Origin of the sequence: Leeuwenhoekiella aequorea (assembly GCF_004104375.1) — a bacterium.
GTDB classification, from domain to species: Bacteria; Bacteroidota; Bacteroidia; order Flavobacteriales; family Flavobacteriaceae; genus Leeuwenhoekiella; species Leeuwenhoekiella aequorea.
In genome coordinates, this window is record NZ_QOVM01000006.1 from 124,409 (window position 1) to 142,989 (window position 18,581).

17 protein-coding genes are annotated in these 18,581 nt (G+C 34.7%); 5 read left to right on the top strand and 12 right to left on the bottom strand.

Annotation, left to right across the window (positions count from 1 at the left end; translation table 11 throughout):
* The first annotated feature begins 12 nt into the window (after positions 1–12).
* The 3 genes from bcp to DSM00_RS13050 all read left to right on the top strand — a co-directional run bounded on the left by bcp (position 13) and on the right by DSM00_RS13050 (position 1,728).
* Positions 13–468 carry a thioredoxin-dependent thiol peroxidase gene (gene bcp, locus DSM00_RS13040; protein ID WP_128758410.1) on the top strand — a complete coding sequence of 152 codons (456 nt, stop codon included), beginning with the start codon at positions 13–15 and terminating at the stop codon, positions 466–468.
* 282 nt (positions 469–750) lie between these two features.
* Entirely contained in the window at positions 751–1,116 is a 366-nt protein-coding gene (locus tag DSM00_RS13045) for a hypothetical protein (RefSeq protein ID WP_128758411.1), read from the top strand.
* 105 nt (positions 1,117–1,221) lie between these two features.
* On the top strand, positions 1,222–1,728 hold the full coding sequence (locus DSM00_RS13050) for a hypothetical protein (protein ID WP_128758412.1): 507 nt from the start codon (positions 1,222–1,224) through the stop codon (positions 1,726–1,728).
* 75 nt (positions 1,729–1,803) lie between these two features.
* On the opposite strand, the gene DSM00_RS13055 is transcribed toward DSM00_RS13050, so the two are convergent.
* The 4 genes from DSM00_RS13055 to DSM00_RS13070 all read right to left on the bottom strand — a co-directional run bounded on the left by DSM00_RS13055 (position 1,804) and on the right by DSM00_RS13070 (position 7,385).
* Complete coding sequence (locus DSM00_RS13055; RefSeq protein WP_128758413.1) at positions 1,804–2,193, bottom strand: acyl-CoA thioesterase; 390 nt, start codon at positions 2,191–2,193, stop codon at positions 1,804–1,806.
* A gap of 125 nt (positions 2,194–2,318) precedes the next feature.
* Positions 2,319–5,342, bottom strand: coding sequence for an AAA family ATPase (locus DSM00_RS13060; protein ID WP_128758414.1), 3,024 nt, complete (start codon positions 5,340–5,342; stop codon positions 2,319–2,321).
* A 3-nt stretch (positions 5,343–5,345) separates the two neighbouring features.
* Positions 5,346–6,563, bottom strand: a complete 1,218-nt coding sequence (locus DSM00_RS13065) for an exonuclease SbcCD subunit D C-terminal domain-containing protein (RefSeq protein ID WP_128758415.1) — start codon at positions 6,561–6,563, stop codon at positions 5,346–5,348.
* A gap of 231 nt (positions 6,564–6,794) precedes the next feature.
* Positions 6,795–7,385, bottom strand: coding sequence for an NAD(P)H-dependent oxidoreductase (locus tag DSM00_RS13070; RefSeq protein ID WP_128758416.1), 591 nt, complete (start codon positions 7,383–7,385; stop codon positions 6,795–6,797).
* Positions 7,386–7,475: 90 nt separating this feature from the next.
* Here DSM00_RS13070 and DSM00_RS13075 point away from each other — a divergent pair, with 90 nt between their 5' ends.
* Complete coding sequence (locus DSM00_RS13075; RefSeq protein ID WP_128758417.1) at positions 7,476–8,384, top strand: LysR family transcriptional regulator; 909 nt, start codon at positions 7,476–7,478, stop codon at positions 8,382–8,384.
* A gap of 64 nt (positions 8,385–8,448) precedes the next feature.
* Here DSM00_RS13075 and DSM00_RS13080 read toward each other — a convergent pair whose 3' ends face one another.
* Positions 8,449–9,072: a LysE family translocator gene (locus DSM00_RS13080; RefSeq protein WP_128758418.1), complete on the bottom strand. Its 624-nt coding sequence runs from the start codon at positions 9,070–9,072 to the stop codon at positions 8,449–8,451.
* A gap of 110 nt (positions 9,073–9,182) precedes the next feature.
* On the opposite strand from DSM00_RS13080, the gene DSM00_RS13085 reads away from it, so the two are divergent.
* Positions 9,183–10,070: a LysR family transcriptional regulator gene (locus tag DSM00_RS13085; protein WP_128758419.1), complete on the top strand. Its 888-nt coding sequence runs from the start codon at positions 9,183–9,185 to the stop codon at positions 10,068–10,070.
* A 743-nt stretch (positions 10,071–10,813) separates the two neighbouring features.
* On the opposite strand, the gene DSM00_RS13090 is transcribed toward DSM00_RS13085, so the two are convergent.
* The 7 genes from DSM00_RS13090 to clpB all read right to left on the bottom strand — a co-directional run bounded on the left by DSM00_RS13090 (position 10,814) and on the right by clpB (position 18,446).
* Entirely contained in the window at positions 10,814–11,377 is a 564-nt protein-coding gene (locus tag DSM00_RS13090) for an REP-associated tyrosine transposase (RefSeq protein WP_128758420.1), read from the bottom strand.
* Between the two features lie 324 nt (positions 11,378–11,701).
* Entirely contained in the window at positions 11,702–12,118 is a 417-nt protein-coding gene (locus tag DSM00_RS13095; protein WP_128758421.1) for a hypothetical protein, read from the bottom strand.
* 303 nt (positions 12,119–12,421) lie between these two features.
* A complete protein-coding gene (locus tag DSM00_RS13100; RefSeq protein ID WP_128758422.1) occupies positions 12,422–12,811 on the bottom strand; it encodes a RidA family protein in 390 nt (129 codons plus the stop codon).
* A 117-nt stretch (positions 12,812–12,928) separates the two neighbouring features.
* Complete coding sequence (locus DSM00_RS13105) at positions 12,929–13,495, bottom strand: Crp/Fnr family transcriptional regulator (RefSeq protein ID WP_128758423.1); 567 nt, start codon at positions 13,493–13,495, stop codon at positions 12,929–12,931.
* A gap of 917 nt (positions 13,496–14,412) precedes the next feature.
* Positions 14,413–14,739, bottom strand: a complete 327-nt coding sequence (locus DSM00_RS13110) for a hypothetical protein (RefSeq protein ID WP_128758424.1) — start codon at positions 14,737–14,739, stop codon at positions 14,413–14,415.
* A gap of 53 nt (positions 14,740–14,792) precedes the next feature.
* Positions 14,793–15,635, bottom strand: a complete 843-nt coding sequence (locus DSM00_RS13115; protein WP_128758425.1) for a hypothetical protein — start codon at positions 15,633–15,635, stop codon at positions 14,793–14,795.
* A gap of 207 nt (positions 15,636–15,842) precedes the next feature.
* Complete coding sequence (gene clpB / locus DSM00_RS13120; protein ID WP_128758426.1) at positions 15,843–18,446, bottom strand: ATP-dependent chaperone ClpB; 2,604 nt, start codon at positions 18,444–18,446, stop codon at positions 15,843–15,845.
* Between the last annotated feature and the right edge of the window lie 135 nt (positions 18,447–18,581).

An 18,581-nucleotide genomic window follows, 5' to 3' on the forward strand; every position in this document is an offset into this window, starting at 1 on the left:
AAAATTAAACAGATGAAGACTTTAAAAGCCGGAGAAAAGGTACCCGATTTTACAACTACAGATCAGGACGGAAATGTGATTAATTGGAGTGACTACACTGATAAAAAAGTGGTTGTGTTCTTCTATCCAAAAGCATCTACACCGGGTTGTACAACTGAAGCTTGTAACCTTAGAGATAATTACGAGGAGTTGCAGGCGCAGGGTTACGCAATTTTAGGGGTGAGTGCAGATTCTGAAAAGCGACAATCTAATTTTAAAAATAAATATGAATTTCCATTTCCGCTATTAGCAGATGAAGATAAAAAGGTCATCGACGCTTTTGGAGTTTGGGGACCTAAAAAATTTATGGGTAAAGAATATGAAGGGATTCATAGAATGACTTTTCTTATTGAAAACGGAGTTGTTTCCCGGGTTATTGATAAAGTAAAAACCAAAGAGCATGCAGCTCAGATTTTAAGTGATTCTTAATAAGGTATTTTTATACAGCTCAAAAGCCCGCGTTTGCGGGCTTTTTTTTTGCTTTCTCTATTTGTCATAAAGCATTGAGATAACTTCAAGAAGGGTAAGATGTAATTTGCCTTTCATGACGTTTCTTATAAGTAACTATGGAAAAGAATTTTATCTCGTAGGGGTTGCCTTAGTAAGACATTTAACTATGCTTAAGAATTTAAAAACAGTTTAAAATTCTAACTATAATTCTTCAAAATTTAGCAGCAACTTAACAAGTTGCTGTTTAACTTTGCGGGTCTTATGAAACCATTTTTTAAAAATGTAGTCGTACTGTTTTTGCTGTTTTTTACAGCACAGTTTACCTATGGTTTTTCTTCACAAAATGGATCTGTTATTACCGTACCTGCAGATAAGCACCGCGCAGAAATTCGCGATGCGAATGACCAGGCACTTGTAATAGAACATATTACTCTTGCTGCTCCTGAGCTTGTAATACGCTCTCAGCAAGAACCCATTTCAACTACTAGTAATTCGTCCCCTGCCATAAGCTCGCGTTACGCTTTATCTAAAGCTGTAGTAGATCTTAATTATCTTGAATATTCCAGTACAATTTGTCCAGCTCTAAGCGGTCTTGTATTGATATTTCCTTTTCATCTATTTCCTTAATAATTAACTGTTTATAGCACTATAGAGTCTGTTTAATTACAAGACTCTTTCTTTTGATGCTTTGCATCAAAAAACTTTTATACAAAACAGTTAAAATACCTTATTATGAAAATAGATATGATCTTAGTTTTTGCCATTGTAGTTGGCCTAGTTGCAGTTCCTTATGCATTATTTATATTATTTGGATCTGGAAATTCTAAAAAAATTGAAAAACAGATAAAAGAAGAAGCAAACAAAAATAATTTAAATATTAATCACCGTGAAAAATGGGCATCACGTTATTTATCGTTAGATAGCATTGCCAATAAATTACTTTTTTCAAGAACACGTGGTGAGCAATTAGTACATCAACATATTGATTTAAATACAATTACACGTATAGTTGTCCTAGAAGATAGAATCTCTAAACGCATTGATGGTAAAATGCACGATACATTAGAAAAGTTGTCTCTAGAATTAATTTCAAAAGAAAATGTGCAATCTATTGTAATTAATTTTTATGATTCTACACTGGATGCAACCCAAAATTATGAGATGAATCGTGTTAATAAATGGAAAGAATTAATTGAAAAGCAGCTTAAACTGAATGCAAAGCATTCCAAAGCAGCTTAGCGATTCAAACTGAATTTTAAAACAAAAGCCCGAAGAAGTTTTCTTCGGGCTTTTGTTTTTTATTGTAGAAGTAATTTATACTTCCAATCTATTTTTCACATACTCTATTTGAGTCTTTCCGTGGGCTTTTGCATTGCCTTCTTCATCAAGACCTACCATTACAATTTTATCGATAGTAATAATTGTTTCGCGGGTCATTTTGTTACGTACTTCACATTTCAGTGTGATGGATGCCGTACCAAATTTTACAGGTTCTAGACCTATTTCAATTATATCACCCTCGCGTGCACTGGCTTTAAAGTCGATTTCACTAATATACTTTGTTACCGTACGCGGATTTTCAAGTTGTATAATCGCATAAAGCGCAGCTTCTTCATCAATCCATTCTAAAAGCCGTCCTCCAAAAAGCGAGCGATTGGGGTTTAAATCCTGTGGTTTTATCCATTTTCTAGTGTGAAAATTCATACTTATTTCTTTTCAGGTTCACTGGTAAAGTTAAGGAAAGTCAACCCTTTAAGTGGCTTTTACCTTTCGTAATCACTTATAGTATTATAACCAATATAAATGCAAATTTTCAAATTGAACATATACTAAATTACGCGTAACGTGCTATAACCTTGTCCATTTTGAGTGAGCTGTATTTGCGTTGCTATTCGTTCTTTTAAACTATCAACGTGGCTAATAACGCCTATCATTTTTGAAGATTCGGCTTGCAAAACTTCTAATGTATCTAATGTTTGGTCTAAAGTCTCCGGATCGAGCGTCCCAAAACCTTCATCTATAAACAAACTATTTATTTCAATATTTCTTGATGCGAGATCAGATAGCGCTAGTGCCAGAGCGAGGCTAAGTATAAAAGTTTCCCCACCGCTCAGGGTTTTGATCGATCGTCGTTGACCGCCCATATGTTCGTCTATTGCTACCAGACTATCGTCTTCTTCATCTCCTGGCTGATCGATGCGATAACGATCTGTAAGTTGCAGTAGTCGCTTATTTGCTAATTGCAAAAGCTGCGCTAAAGTAAGATCCTGAGCAAAATCATTAAATTTATTTCCGGTGGCATCGCCTATCAGGTCATTCAGAATGTGCCAATGCTCGGCATCTTTTAATTCGGTTTCTATCTGAATATTGAGATCTGATATCCATCCTAGATATTGTTCCTGATTTAAAATTAAACGGGATAAAGAAGCTGCAGTGGTTTCTAATGAATCGAGGTTTTCTTTTTGCATCGACTGCTCTTCCAGTAATACGTTAAGTGGTTTAGATCCGGCTGTTTGTTGTAAAATTTTAATTTCTTCGATTAGCTTTGCACTTAATGTTTTTAATTGAACAAGTTCGGTTTCAAGTTTTTGATTTTCTTGAGTCCAGCTTTGTGCAACTGAAGCATTCAAACGAGACTCAAGTGCTTTTTCTATAGTGGTGTAGCCTTTTTCTTGTAGCTTCTTAAGAAGTGAAGCAGCAAGTGATACATTCTGTTTAGTAAGAGTATTAAGATTTTCTTTTGCCGTTTTTAAAAGTTGAGTTTGCTGGGTTATATGCTGCTCATTACGGTTCCAATTTGTTTCAGAAAGGCTAATTTCCTGTTCAAAATTTTTACCTGTAAATAGTGCAGCAATAGCTTCAGACTTCGTTGTACCTGCTTCAATAAGCTCTTTTAATTTTTGGGTTTCCGACTGCAATGATTGCAATACCACGAGTTCTTCCTGCAATTGTTTTGCAATTTTTAATTCCTGCTCTTTATTTTCAAGTTGGTTTTCTAGTTCTTGAAAAGAAAAATTGTCATTACCTGAAATAATCCTGTTATAGTCGGTGTCAAATAGATTTTGAGCAGTTTTTAGTTCTTTAGAAAGTCGTTTTATACGCTCTTCTAATTGTTGAGATTGCGCAGTTAAATTCTTTAAAGAAGTCTCCTCTATAGTCCGTGTTTTTATCAGCGTATTGAGTTCTTGTTCGAGTTGGGAAACAGCAGTTTTGAGTCCGTTTTCCTGCTGCGGAAGCTGTGTTGCAAAAGGGTGATTAAGCGATCCACAAAGAGGACAAGGGACTTCTGGTTGTAGCTCACTGCGGAAATCTTCTAACTGTTTGTGAAGTTGTTCAATTTCCCATTTATGTCGTTTAACTTCTAATTGTACTTCTTTTAATTCAAGTTGTGCGTTTAATTTATCAATGGTGTCAGGTAAACTGGCTTTTTGTAATTTGAGCTCTTTCAGATCTTTAATTTCATCTTCAAGCTTGTTTTTTAAATGACTTAAATGTGTATGAGCCCGTTCTGCATTCCGTACTTGTCTGAGTAATTCCTGTGTCTCTTTTTGGCGTATTTCAATTGCAGTATTCTTTAAATCAAATTGAGCTTCGAGTTTTTTATATGCAGATGTTTTCGCACGTTGCTTATTGTGCAACTCATTTTCAAAATCAAATAATTGTGTGACAGATGTACTAAATTGTAGTGGTGCCGCAAGACGTTCTATATGCGTTTTACTGTTTTTATAAGTTGTTGCAATTTCATTACGATCTGTAATTAAGCTACGCACTTTAGATTTGTAGGTCTCTAGTTGGTTTGAGAAATTAGCCGGATCAATATGCAATTTATAGCGTTCAGCAAATTCCTGTTTTAAGCTTTCCCGGTTTGTATTTGCAGTAGTTAAAGCATCTGTAATTGCTGATATTTCTTTTGATTTCCCTGTTATTTTTTCCTGTAGGTTTTGCCAGAGATTTAGGTCTTCTTCAAATAATTGAATGTCGTGATGTCGCTTTAATTTCTCTCCTTTTTCAGAATCAAATACGTTCTTCAGTGTACTGATTTTATCGAGTTCCTGCAGGCTCTTCTCAAGTTCCTTTTCTTCTTTTTGCAGTTTATTTTTCAGCTCAATTTCTTTAGCTCTGCTTTCAAGGGTTTGTAGCAATAGCTCTTTTTGACCAGCTACTTTCTTTGCCTCCTGTTGCTTATTAATAAACTCAGACTCCTCTAGTAACTGCTCTTTGTAGGTTTCTATTTTAGCGCGTTTACCATCAAGCATCTTAGCACGTTCTTTATGCCTTAGATACACTTCCATACCAATGCGACGGTAAATTTCGGTGCCGGTAATTTTTTCTAAAAGTGCACCACGTTCTTTCTTAGGGACTTGTAAAAACTTTGCAAATTCACCTTGTGCTAATACTACAGATTTTATAAACTGATCGTAGTTTAAGCCTATTAATCCTTCATTCTTTCCCGGAACATCAGACTTTTTTAAATCTATAATAGTCTCTGATTGTGCATCGGTAATTTCCATATGATAATCCCGAAGCTTACCATTTCGATTTGTTGAAATTGACCATGTGGAAGTAAAAATGCCTTCTTTACAACGATAGGTTATGCGCGCATATGCTTCAGTTTGATTGCGCGTAAGCAGCGCTCCTTTCTTAAGAATTTCGCCTGTACTCATTTTACCTAATCGTGGTACTTGATTAAAAAGAGCTAGCGAGATAACATCAAGAATTGTGGTTTTTCCACTACCGGTGGGGCCTGTAATTGCAAACAAGCTATTTTGCAGAAATGGAGCTTTTGTAAAATCAATAGAATGTTCTCCTCGTAGGGAGTTTATGTTTTGAAAAGCGATCTTTAGAATTTTCATAGCTTATAGGTGATCTGCCGTATGTATTTGTTCTACAATTTCTTGAAAGGCTTGAGTTACCAGTGCTTTAGTTCTGTCATCATAGCTATGCTGCTCCAGCATTTTGTCAAATACTTCTTGTGGTTTTAAATCTTCAAGATGTCGATGATTCTCAAAAAGTTGACCGGTTTCTTTCATTCGGTTTTTAAAGCTGGCGCGATGTTTAACTATTTCTAATTTTGGAGCACTAAATGATGTAACGAGTTCGTCTAACTGAGCAATAAGATATGCGTCATAATTCTCTTCGATAAGCGCAACTTCTATGAGGTTTGTAAGTTCACCTTCCGCAGTTAAATTGGCTAATTTTGCTTTAATTTCATTTAGCGTTCCACTTATTTTATTCAGTTTTCTAAATGTGGGAATTGCAATACTTGTAGGTTCAAACCCATTATTTGTATCTAATAAGAGTACACGTTTTTCATCTTTCCGCTCGCTAAATGATAACGGCAGGGGAGATCCGCTGTAAAATGTGGGAATTGAAGCGTTAACACGTTGGGGTTTGTGAATGTGACCTAATGCCACGTAGTTAAAATATTCTCCAAACTGACTCGCTTGAAATGCAGCCTGATTCCCAATCTGAATATCACGTTCACTATCTGATGTTTCAATCCCAGCTGCATACAAATGGCCCATAGCAATGACCGGAATTTGTGAATACTGTGCTTTGCAACTTGCGGCAGCTGCCGTAAATGTGGCTTCAATCCCTTTGCGTATCGCCTCAATACGGTTATCATGGGTTACACCTTCTTCGGCAGCACGAATATCACTGTCCCTCAAAAAAGGAATTGCAGCAACTACAAGTTCGAGTTCGTTTTTTTTATTTCTAATAGGTATTAAACAATCTGCAGGATTTTGTGGCATACCACCAATGATATGTACATCTAGCGCCTCGAGAATTTCACGAGGAGCATCGAGCATAGTAGGTGAGTCGTGATTACCTCCTGTAATTATAATTTTACATTTGAGAAGACTAAGTTTTTTGAGCGCCAGATAATATTGGCGACGTGCTTCTGCAGACGGATTTGCAAGGTCAAAAACATCACCAGATATAAGAACTAATTCTATTTCTTCTTTACGAATAAGAGTTAATAGCCAGTTTATAAAGAGTTCAAAATCTTGATGTAAATAGTGTTTATGTAGTTTTTTACCGATATGCCAGTCGGCGGTATGCAAAATTTTCATGATTCTGATTTTAACGCGTAGGAGGAAGGTCGAAGTTACGAAAATTAGAAAGTTGCAATGGCTGAAATTATAAAGTAAAGTAGGGAAATCTTAAGCTTCAAATTTATTATTTGAATGGCAGCGCTTTAAGAAAATGTAATTTTCTTTTATGAATAGGAGGCAGCAGTGAATAATCTAACAAGCTAAGAATAAATATTAAATCTCAACTTGTTAGATTTTTAAAGGATAGAATTAGTTGAAATGATGCAGTAGAAACGAATTGTAATTTTCCAATTCTTTAGGAACATCTGCATTTTTTTCCATATCGTGAAAGTGATGTGCGTCTAGCAATTTCATACCTGTAAATGCATTCATTTTATGAAAGCCAAATAGGGCGCCATCATCTACACTACGTTGATCAAAAAATTCATTCTCTAGCGTAAATGCAGCTTTAGGAGCATTCCAGCTAGTGGTTAAAATATAGCGCTTTCCGTGTAGTAAGCCGCCGGTACCATAATTAATATCCGGGTTTGTACGGCTTCTTCCATCGCTGATGTAAATTCCATTTTGATGCCCCTCTGTAAATACAGTGTCAATATATTCTTTAAAGCCAAAGGGAATCTGAAACCACCATATTGGGGTATGATAGATAATAATATCTGCCCATTTATATTTTTCAACTTCTTCTTTAGGATCATAATCAGATCCCACTTGAGTGGTTTTTAGCGCATATCCCTCACGGCTTTGGAAGAATGATTTTGTGTTTTCAAAGAGTGTTTGATTAAACTTTCCGCCAGAATGAGCGAAAGGATGACTTCCGTTGATAATAAATATATTTTTCATAACTAGTATTTTATACAAGCCAAAATTAAGAAGTGATCAAGTATTTATAAAATAATACAAATCATACCTTTGTATAATAATATTAATAATATGGTTAATTTAGAGTGGTATAGAACCTTTAAAGCAATTTATGATCATGGCACCCTTACCAAGGCTTCTGTGGCATTATATTCATCACAGCCTGGTGTAAGTGTACATTTAAATGCTTTAGAATCTTATATAGGGAAAAAGTTGTTTGAGCGTACTTCCCGTAGAATGATTCCCACAGAAGATGGGAAGTTTTTGTATGAGTTTATACAAGAATCATTGAGTAAGCTTGAAACGGCAGAACAACATTTTAAAAAAACAACGCAAGAGAAAAATCCTTCATTGAACATAGGTATGTGTTCAGAAACTTTTCAACTTATAATTGAGCCAGAACTAGCTACACTCGATTTTGATCTGGTAGCGAGATTTGGTGCGCATACAGACCTTATTAAAGATCTAAATAATGGTATCCTCGACCTCGTTATAACTCCTAATGAGCAAACTGATAAAAAATCTCCGGTAACTTACACAGCGTTTTCAAAAGAAAAAATTATTCTTGTCGCAGGAAGTAAAACTGATATTAAACCCATTGAAAATCTTTTAAGAAGTCAAGATTTAAATGGGCTTGAAGAGGTTTTTAAAAATTATAGTTGGTATAGCTCTTCTAATGAGATGGAGCATTTTAGAAGATTCTGGTATGATAATTTCAAACAGAATGCTTCCTTTAAGCCAAACTATATATTGCCAAGTATAACTTCGATCATACGAAGCATCAGCAATAAAGACGGACTCGCTATTGTGCCTGACTTTTTATGTGAAGACGCAATAACTAATGAAGAAATTAAAGTAGTGTGGGAAGGAACCAAAAAAACAGAAAACACATTATACTTCGCTTCAAGAACCGATTTAAAATTTAAAAAAGAATTAGCGGTTATTCAAGACATTTTTAAATCTAAAATGAAAAGCATTTGAGCTCAGAATACAATTGGTCAATCACTAAAAGACTAAGTTTAATTTGGCGAATAGCCTTTACATTTTAAGTAAAAGCTATTTGAATTCCCATCAAAATAAATAGTAAACCACTTACGCGATTAATCCATACACTTACATTGGGGTTTTCTTTTATTTTCTTTGAAAAATTGCCGGCAAATACTGAAAGTAGGAGGTACCATACAACACCTATAAGTGCATAAGTAACTCCAAGAATTATAAATGGCAACGGACTAGAAAGCTGTTCCGGAGTTACAAACTGCGGAAAGAAAGCCATAAAAAATAAAGCTACTTTTGGGTTTAGGGAGTTAGTTAAAAACCCTGACCAGAAATCACTTTTATGTTTAGATTTTGAATTTTCTGTCGGTATATTTTCAGAAAAGGTAGAGGGTTTTCTCAGACTTGTAATTCCTGTAAACACTAAATATATAGCGCCTAGGTATTTAACTGCATTAAATATTAATTCTGATTGTGCAATTAATACAGAAAGCCCTAATGCTGCAAATAAGGTATGCGTTAGCACTCCAGTGTTAACCCCTAGCGAAGCTTTAATGCCGCTGCGTTTACCAGAAATTACCGATTTGTTTAATACAAAAAGTGTGTCTAAGCCCGGAGTCATTACGAAGACTAAAGCTGTAATTAAAAACGTTAGATAGTTAACAATACCCATAATCCTAATTTTAATAGATCAAAATTTACATTTACACCTGCAAAGGAAAGCACCAATAAATCAGCAACAAATACTTAATTTTGATCGACTAATGCAAAAAATGCATTATTATGGATTTACAAAAGATAAGGTACTTTCTGGTCCTTGCAGAAGAGCTGCATTTTTGGAGAACAGCCGAACGGGTTTTTATCTCACAATCTTCCTTAAGTAGGCATATGCAAGCTCTTGAAGAAGAGCTGGGTATAAGGTTGCTCGAGCGGGATAAGCGCAATGTTAAACTTACCGACGCCGGTAAATTTCTTCAACAGCAATGGCGTGTAAAAGTGAGAGAATTAGATCATATTCAAAGTCAGGCAAAAAAAATTAGTGAAGGTGAGGCCGGTGGCGTATCTATAACCTATCCCGGTTCTATTGCCTTTAAATTTTTACCTCTGTTTTTGGATAATCTCAATAGTAAACTACCTAATCTCAAAATAGAACTCACCGAACCTAATGATGAGAATCATGAGAAACTACTTCTTGATTACAAAGCAGACCTGGCATTCGGTCGAGATCGTATTACAAACAGTTCAATCGAAACCTATAAATTATATGCAGAACCAGTTTGTCTGATTGTGCCCAAAGCGCATTGGTTGACACAGGAGAATTTTGTGAGTCTCAAAGATTTGCAGAGTGAGCGATTTATACTTTCAGGTTTGCATCAAAAAACTTTTTTTGCTTCTTTTCTTCGCAATTTATTTTACAATTACGATTTTGAACCTCAGGTGCTTATTGAGTCAGACTTTGGGGGTATGATTTTAAGTCTGGTGTCTAAAGGATTAGGGATTACTATCCTACCGTCGTCTTTTAGTTACGCAAAAGCTGAAAATGTTCGTTTTATCGAACTAGATGAAGAAATAGGTTTGTATATGAACTGGAGAAAAAACGAACTTAATAAAGCAATTGAGCGAGTGGTAGAATGCGGCAAAGAGACTGCAATGCTGTATTCTGAAATGTAAATGTTTTATAGTCCTTTTTTAGACCATAATTGGTAGTCATTACCCTACGATGCAATCGTGCGGTAAAAAGGTAAGATCTGCAGATAATTATATTATACAGTTTTTTATTAGTGCGCGATTGTATCGCGCATATAGGTGCCAGTTTTTAATTTGTCTTAAAACTGAGCTTTTAAGATGTTACTTTATTATTTGTTAATCGCCACACGATGCAATCGTGCGGTAACAAGGAGCTATTAAGATGTTACTTTTTAACTTATTAATTACCACACGATGCAATCGTGCGGTAACAAGGCAAGATCTGTAAATAATTATATTATATAGTTTTTAGTTAGTGCGCGATTGTATCGCGCATATAGGTGCCAGTTTTTAATTTGTCTTAAAACTGAGCTTTTAAGATGTTACTTTATTATTTGTTAATCGCCACACGATGCAATCGTGCGGCAACAAGGAGCTATTAAGATGTTACTTTTTAACTTATTAATTACCACACGATGCAATCGTGCGGTAACAAGGCAAGATCTGTAAATAATTATATTATATAGTTTTTAGTTAGTGCGCGATTGCGCATATAGGTGCCAGTTTTTAATTTGTCTTAAAACTGAGCTTTTAAGATGTTACTTTATTATTTGTTAATCGCCACACGATACAATCGTGCGGTAACTAGGCAAGATCTGCAGATAATTATATTATACAGTTTTTTGTTAGTGCGCGATTGTATCGCGCGGATAATGTAGTGTTACTAGTTATCCATAATATTTAAATACTAAAATGTTTTTTAATAATCCTTTTTCTCCAGCATAATCTAAAGCGCTACTATATCTATAATCCTCCGGTCTAGAAACCATATCTGCTTTTACGGGGTTATTGTGAATGTATTTTATTTTTTGCCAAATCACTTTATTACTCCAAAGTTCTATTGGTTTATTATCATGCCTCCAGAATTGGTAATACTTTACATTAGAGGATTTTTCAGCAGCATTCTTAAATTGCTCTAGTAAAAATTCTTTTTTACTTTCTGTAGGGTTTATCTGAATGGTTTTTACCACCGCTTTACTTGTGAATCTTTTGAAATCGCCCAACAGCTTTTCTGGTTTTTCATCTTTAATACTTCTGAATATTAAATGAACGTGATTAGTCATAATGCACCATGCTATAATTTCCATTCCTTTATGGGTTTGGCAGTAGCTTAAACTATCTAATAAGATATTTTTATAAATTGTTTCGGTAAAAACATCTAGCCACTCAATCACTGCAAAACTTACAAAGTATAAACCCTCTGGGTTATGAAATTTATAATTTCTACTCATCTTTAGCTTAAGTCAAATAGTTCTATCGTGATTTGTGCTGTTCTCCGCTCGATGCAATTTTATGGTAACAAGAGCATCCGGAAATGATTATATAAAGTTTCTAGCGCGCGATTGTATCAAAGGTATACGATATAGAGCTATATGCCTGAAAATGTGCGATTAATAGGTTAATTTTTATTTACTAATTGTCACGCGATACAATCGCGCATTAACATGGTGCAACAAGAACCGCTTGAAATGTATAATATATAGATTTCCGCTCGCGCAATCCTAATTTTTGGTTTATTAATTAATACACAATGCAATCGTGAGGTAAAAGTGTTTTTACTTTACGATTATAGAAGTGGTTCTAATTTGTCCAGAAGTGACTAAGAATGTAGGATGCGTTATACTTTCTAAACTAAAGCCATTAGAAGTTTGTAGAAATGCCTCAAAATAATAAGGGCCATTACCATTTTTTGCAATATAATCTTCTAAATCAAAACTAACTTTGCCATCAGAATTACTTGTTTTTTGAAATAGAATTTCTGGTAAGGGTTGGTTTTCTTTTACTTCCCGATTAAACATCATTACGATATAACCACTTTGAGTAGCACTAGAGCTGTTAATTACAGTGAGATTTACGGTGGCTGCTGTACTACCAGAGGTAGATTCGTTAGTTGTAATTTCTGTTTCAGAGTCTTCTGTAGTACACGAGATTAAAGTTACTGTCAAAAGGAAAAGCACAAGCAATTTTTTCATTGTCTTAATTTTAAGTTTCAATTTTTAGTTAATGATTTTTCAATAATTTTTTTAATCCGTGAGCAAAATACCGTTACGATCTCACACTATTTTACAGAATTCTGCATCCTCAGAAAATTAAACACATAAAAAAAGCGACCTTTTTAGGATCGCTCTAGTAGTAATGAAAATCATTTATTGAGTCAGTAACTATTTAATATCGAAAAACTAGTGGTTCAATTTGTTGATACTTTTTAACTTAAGATTATTGCTACAGGTACTAGAGTGTGCACTCTATCTTAAATTCTTTTTTAAAGTCAAGTACTATTTAACTACAGTTGCTTCTAATTCTACTTTTAATGTCTCAAAAAGGCTAGATACTTCTAATACAGTACTTACCTGTTTTATACCATGTTTCGACACCCAATTCTGAAAAATATTAAAACAAGTAAATAGCTCTTCAGTTGAAGTTGTATAAATGTTTAACCTTACAATGTGCTTGCACTCATAACCAGCTTCTTTTATAACACGTTCCAAATTCTTTATAGATTGAATTAATTGGGATTTCATATCAGAAGTGCTTGATTTGCCATCATAATCTATTGCTGTTTGTCCAGATATATAGAGCGTACCTTCTGGTTTTATAACTTCTACAGCTTGTACGTAGCTTCTTTCATCTTGCCATTTCCACGGATTTATAATTCGTTTTTCCATATTTTCTTCTTTTTATTTAGTATTAATGTTGAAATAGGAGTTGATACTATAACGGCAAATATTTGATTAATAGCATCAATCGAATGTGACATAAATCACAATTACAAAGAAGTTTAATTATTGAGAGGAAAGACGACTAAGTGTCTCACGTGATACCCCTAAATAAGAAGCTAAAAGAGTTCTAGGAACGCGTTGAAATAATAAAGGATATTGTTTGAGAAGTTGGTCATATCGTTCTTTAGCACTTGATGTCAAAAAGGATAAAATTCTATTTTGTGAAGCAATATGTCCTGAATTAGATTTTTCAAGAAAGAACTGTTTCATTTTGGGGAATTCAGCTGATAACTTTTTATAATTTTCAAAGCTTAAGGAAAAGACTACAGTATTTTCAATGCACTGTAAAGACATTTTAGCTCTTTTTTGTGAGAAGTAAGCTGAAAAATCACTTTCCCACCAGTCTTCCATTGCAAATGAAATAATATGTTGTTTCCCATTTTTATCGTCATAAACTAATTTTAGAAGTCCAGAAACAACTAAATAACAATTGGTTACATGTTCTCCTTCTTGAATTAGAAAATCATTTTTATTATATTTTTCAAATGAAAAATGGGGTAGAATATGTAAGAACTCAGCATCTGTAAGCGGTATAAGATTTTCAATATGTGCTCTTAATTTTTCTTTCATCAAACAAGAATTCTAATTTAGATGCTATAGGTTTTTGCCTTTTATTTCGGTGTTTTAAATATTCTATATTTTTAAAATTTTCGATCAAATCTCTATTTTCTAATTTTACGAAAACGCGACAAACTATGGTTTCATCGCATATTTATAAACCTAATTTATTTAATACAAACCAACTATAAATTTACAAGGTATTTCCCAAGTGGGTTAGAACCAGCAATTAATTTTATACGGTTTTGACAAATCCTCAATTAATTTAGGTTCTGTCTTTGACAACCAGTAATCCTTTGTTCTTGAGTTTGCGTCCAAACATTAATTGCTTTTCTATCAAGTTTGTTACTAGAATCAGGTTCAACTAATTCAATTTCAAATACTTTCAGACGCAATTTTGTAATCAGAATGTTCTATTAAATAACCATTTACAAAAACTACATTTTTTTTTGATTCCGAAAAATTCATTCAATTCAGATTGTGTTTTAAAAGCAATTTTTTTCTTTAAACTCACAAAATAAATCCCGTTTGCAGTCAGGTTGAAGAACTTATACTCTTTTCGATTTGCTTTGTCTTTCAGAAAGCTTATTTCTGCAATCAATTCTTTTGCTATTTTTATAACACTTTCGTTCGCAATAATTTCTTTTCAATAATTACTGTAGGACAATTACTTCCACTCACTGGTAATTTTACATAGCTATCTTGAGCATAGATGTTCAATAAAAAGAAACTGAAAATTATAGTTGTAATTATTCTTTTGATATGCGTCTCGTTTTTGTTTGCAAACGGTCTTGGTTAAGGCAAGTAGCGTGGAGTAGGGAAACGTTCTTGTAAGCTTAGTAGTTTTTTACTTGTGTCTAAAATTACACTTTTCACTGGAAGACCCGCTATTTGTGCTTAACCGATGTTAGGCACAGTCTTGATTAGAATTATCTATCAATAACTATTTTTTCTGCAATTCTTCTTAATAAGTATATGTAAGGAATCAATAAATTGTCATTTTTGTCTGTCGGTAAAATAACTTTATTTTCACGATATTCCCGCAAGTGAACAAGCGAATTTCTAATATTTACTATATTCTCTTTTATTGATTTAATTGTATTCTCAGTAAGTTGTTCAATACTAGTAATAGAATCTTTCATTATTGGCTCAATTGTAAAGCCTCCATCAAATTCAATTGTCCGACTAAAATAATCAGTGTTATTTTCTAATTCAAGTTTTAAGTCAACCAGCTTGATATGTTCATTTATTAACATATCTAACTTTGTTTTGTCATCATTTGTTTTAAAATGATTTTTAAATTCTTCAATTATGCTTTTAGTGTAATCTTCTGATTTGAAAGAAACATCAGGTCTCTTAAAATATAATTTAATTTATCTTTTATATCAGATTTTAAGAAATAGTAGGATGCATATTCTAATATTTGATAATAAAAAATAAATCTTAACCTGGGATCTGAATTATTATTTGCAACTGAAATAATATCAAGTAAGATACTATCAATATCAGTCGCATTTATACTCGAAGGAAAAGTATCAAATAAAGAATAACAAGGTAAATTAAAGGTTTCTCTATCATAAGGACTTGATAATATTTGAATTGCCGGAGTTTCTCTGTCAAAATATGACATATAAAAATTTAAAGTCCTGCTAAACTCAATTATATCTACTTGTATTTTTGATAGATTACCTTCTACTACAAAATTGAAAGGTTTCTTATCTTCAAAATATTTGGATAAAAATTTTGGTAATTCATCAATTCTATAATAATCTCTAAATTGTCGTAAATTTCGGTATGCGGTTCTACTTTCTTCCTTTTGTTCCCTAAAGGCACTTGCAATCTTGATAAATTCATCTGATGGTTCAGCCCACTTACAAACAAAAGTTTCACCTCTAAAGTTAAAATCAAATTTTCTTTTTATTAAATCTGATTCAGGTGAGACTGGAAAGGCAAAAACTTCCATTTTATTATTTTCCAAACTGTACATAGCCATAAGCTCAGGCGGAAAAAAATATTCATTAAGAAAGTTTAAATCAGTTTCTTCATCGAACCTTAAAAAGAAACTATCATCACCCCATAAATTTTGTATGTGAATTTTATCTTCCTCTTGTGTTATTTCGACTTTGGGATAATGCTCTTGTAATTTTTCCATTTTTTATTTGACTGTGCCTAACTAATTATATCAATCCTAAATATACTGTTATTACACAATATTTCTTAAAATAATATTTTTATTCCGTGTTCAAGATACCTATACGATCTTAGTATGCTTTACAGATTTCTGTATTTGGCGAAAAATAAACATAAAAAAAGCGACCCTTTTTAAGGATCGCTTTTGGGTTTAGACAACCAGTGCTCTTCAGTTGTTTTCAACCAGATCATCTTGATTGCGAAACACGAGTTCGTCATCAAAGGCATCCAGTAAAATAATACTGTCTGTGGTAATTTTACCGCTTAAGATCTCTTTAGATAGTTTGTTAAGCACTTCTTTTTGTATCGTACGCTTAACCGGTCGCGCACCAAACTCGGGCTGAAAACCTTTAGTTGCAAGATGTGCTATTGCTTCAGTCGTAGCATCTAATGTAATGCCCTGTTTGTTGAGCATTTTAGTGACTCCTTTAAGCTGTAAACTCACAACTTTCTCGATATCTTTTCGCGTAAGCGGAGCAAACATCACAATGTCGTCTATACGGTTTATAAACTCGGGGCGTATGGTTTGTTTGAGTAAGCCCAGCACTTCAACTTTTGCACCTTCCATCGCGGTCTCAGGATCTTTTATGGCTTCAAATTTTTCCTGTATAATATGACTTCCCATATTTGAGGTCATAATAATGATGGTGTTTTTAAAGTCTGCAAGACGGCCTTTATTATCGGTTAAGCGCCCCTCATCAAGCACCTGTAATAAAATATTAAAGGTATCTGGGTGTGCTTTTTCAATCTCGTCTAGTAAAATCACACTGTAGGGTTTGCGACGTACGGCTTCGGTTAACTGCCCGCCTTCATCATAACCCACATATCCCGGAGGTGCACCCACAAGCCGACTCACACTGTGACGCTCCTGGTATTCACTCATATCTATGCGGGTGAGGTTGTTCTCATCGTCAAACAGATACTCAGCGAGTGCTTTTGCAAGTTCGGTTTTACCTACACCGGTAGTCCCCAGAAATAAAAACGAACCTATAGGGCGTTTTTGATCTTGCAGCCCGGCGCGGCTTCTACGTACCGCATCACTTACCGCAATAATCGCTTCCTGCTGTCCCACCACACGTTTGTGCAGTTCGCCTTCAAGATGCAGCAATTTCTCACGCTCGCTTTGCAGCATTTTAGTAACCGGTATTCCAGTCCATTTTGCAACCACCTCGGCGATATCTTCACTGGTAACCTCTTCTTTAATCAGCGTGTTTTCTCCCTGGTTTGCCAGTGCTACCTGTAATTTCTCAAGTTCTTCTTGTGCTTCTTTAATCTTTCCGTAGCGCAATTCTGCAACTAAACCATAATTGCCTTCCCGTTCGGCGCGTTCTGCTTCAAGCTTAAAGTTTTCAATATCTTGTTTTGCATTCTGTATATTGTCAACAACATCTTTCTCACTTTTCCACTTGGCGTTAATCTCATTACGTTCTTCTTTAATGTTAGCCAGGTCAGCATGTAGTGATTTAAGTTTGCTCTCGTCTTTTTCTCGCTTTATAGCTTCAATTTCGATCTCGAGTTGCATAATCTTACGATCCAGAACATCAAGCTCTTCGGGTTTGGAGTTAATCTCCATACGCATTTTTGAAGCCGCTTCATCCATTAGGTCAATAGCCTTATCTGGTAAAAAACGGTTTGTAATATAGCGTTGCGAAAGCTCTACCGCTGCGATGATGGCGTTATCCTTAATACGCACTTTATGGTGGGTCTCGTACTTTTCTTTAATCCCACGTAAAATGGATATTGCAGATTCGGTATCGGGTTCCATTACGTTTACCTTCTGAAAACGTCGCTCTAAAGCTTTGTCTTTCTCAAAATATTTCTGATACTCATCTAAAGTTGTTGCACCTATTGCACGCAGTTCGCCACGTGCAAGAGCAGGCTTTAATATGTTTGCAGCATCCATCGCTCCCTGGCCACCACCGGCACCTACAAGTGTATGAATCTCATCTATAAAGAGGACGATATCGCCAGCACTTTCTGTAACCTCTTTGATAACCGCTTTAAGGCGTTCTTCAAACTCACCTTTGTATTTTGCACCGGCAATTAAAGCACCCATATCTAGCGCCCAGATTTGCTTTTCCTGAAGATTTTCGGGTACGTCACCGTCTATAATACGATGTGCAAGCCCTTCTGCAATTGCGGTTTTACCAGTACCGGGTTCTCCTACGAGGATTGGGTTGTTCTTCGTTCTACGCGATAGAATTTGTAAAATTCTGCGTATTTCTTCATCACGACCTATCACGGGATCCAGCTTGCCATCACGCGCAAGTTGGTTTAAGTTTTTCGCGTATTTACTCAGCGAATTATACGTTTCTTCTGCGCTCTGGGAGGTCACACGCTCTCCTTTACGCAATTCCTCTATTGCCGCTTTGAGGTGTTTTTCGGTAACGCCCTGGTCTTTTAAAATCTGACCTATCTTACTACTCGATTTAAAAATGGCGAGTATAAGATGTTCAAGAGAGACATACTCATCAGTCATTTTTTTAGCGATATTTCCAGCTTCGGTTACTGTTTTAGCAGCCTCACGCGAAAGCATAATATCGCCGCCGCTTACCTTAGGAAAACTGGTAAGTGTGCTTTCTAAAATTTGTTTAAGTAGATTAATATTTACATCTAACTTTTGAAGTAAAAAGGGGGTGACATTCTCATCAACTTCAAGAATCGCTTTAAAAATATGCTCGTTCTCAATTTGCTGATGCCCGTAGCCTTGAGCTAGCGCCTGGGCTTGCTGTATGGCTTCCTGTGATTTTGTTGTAAAATTATTAAAGTTCATAGTTTTATTTTTTAGGCCCAACTAATGGGATTCAATTTTTTATCTAAATGCACATTAACACGTTTAAGATTTGATCAGATTCTTAAAATTAAGTGCATTTGTAAGTGCTATGGCAATTTATATACCAGTTGCCAA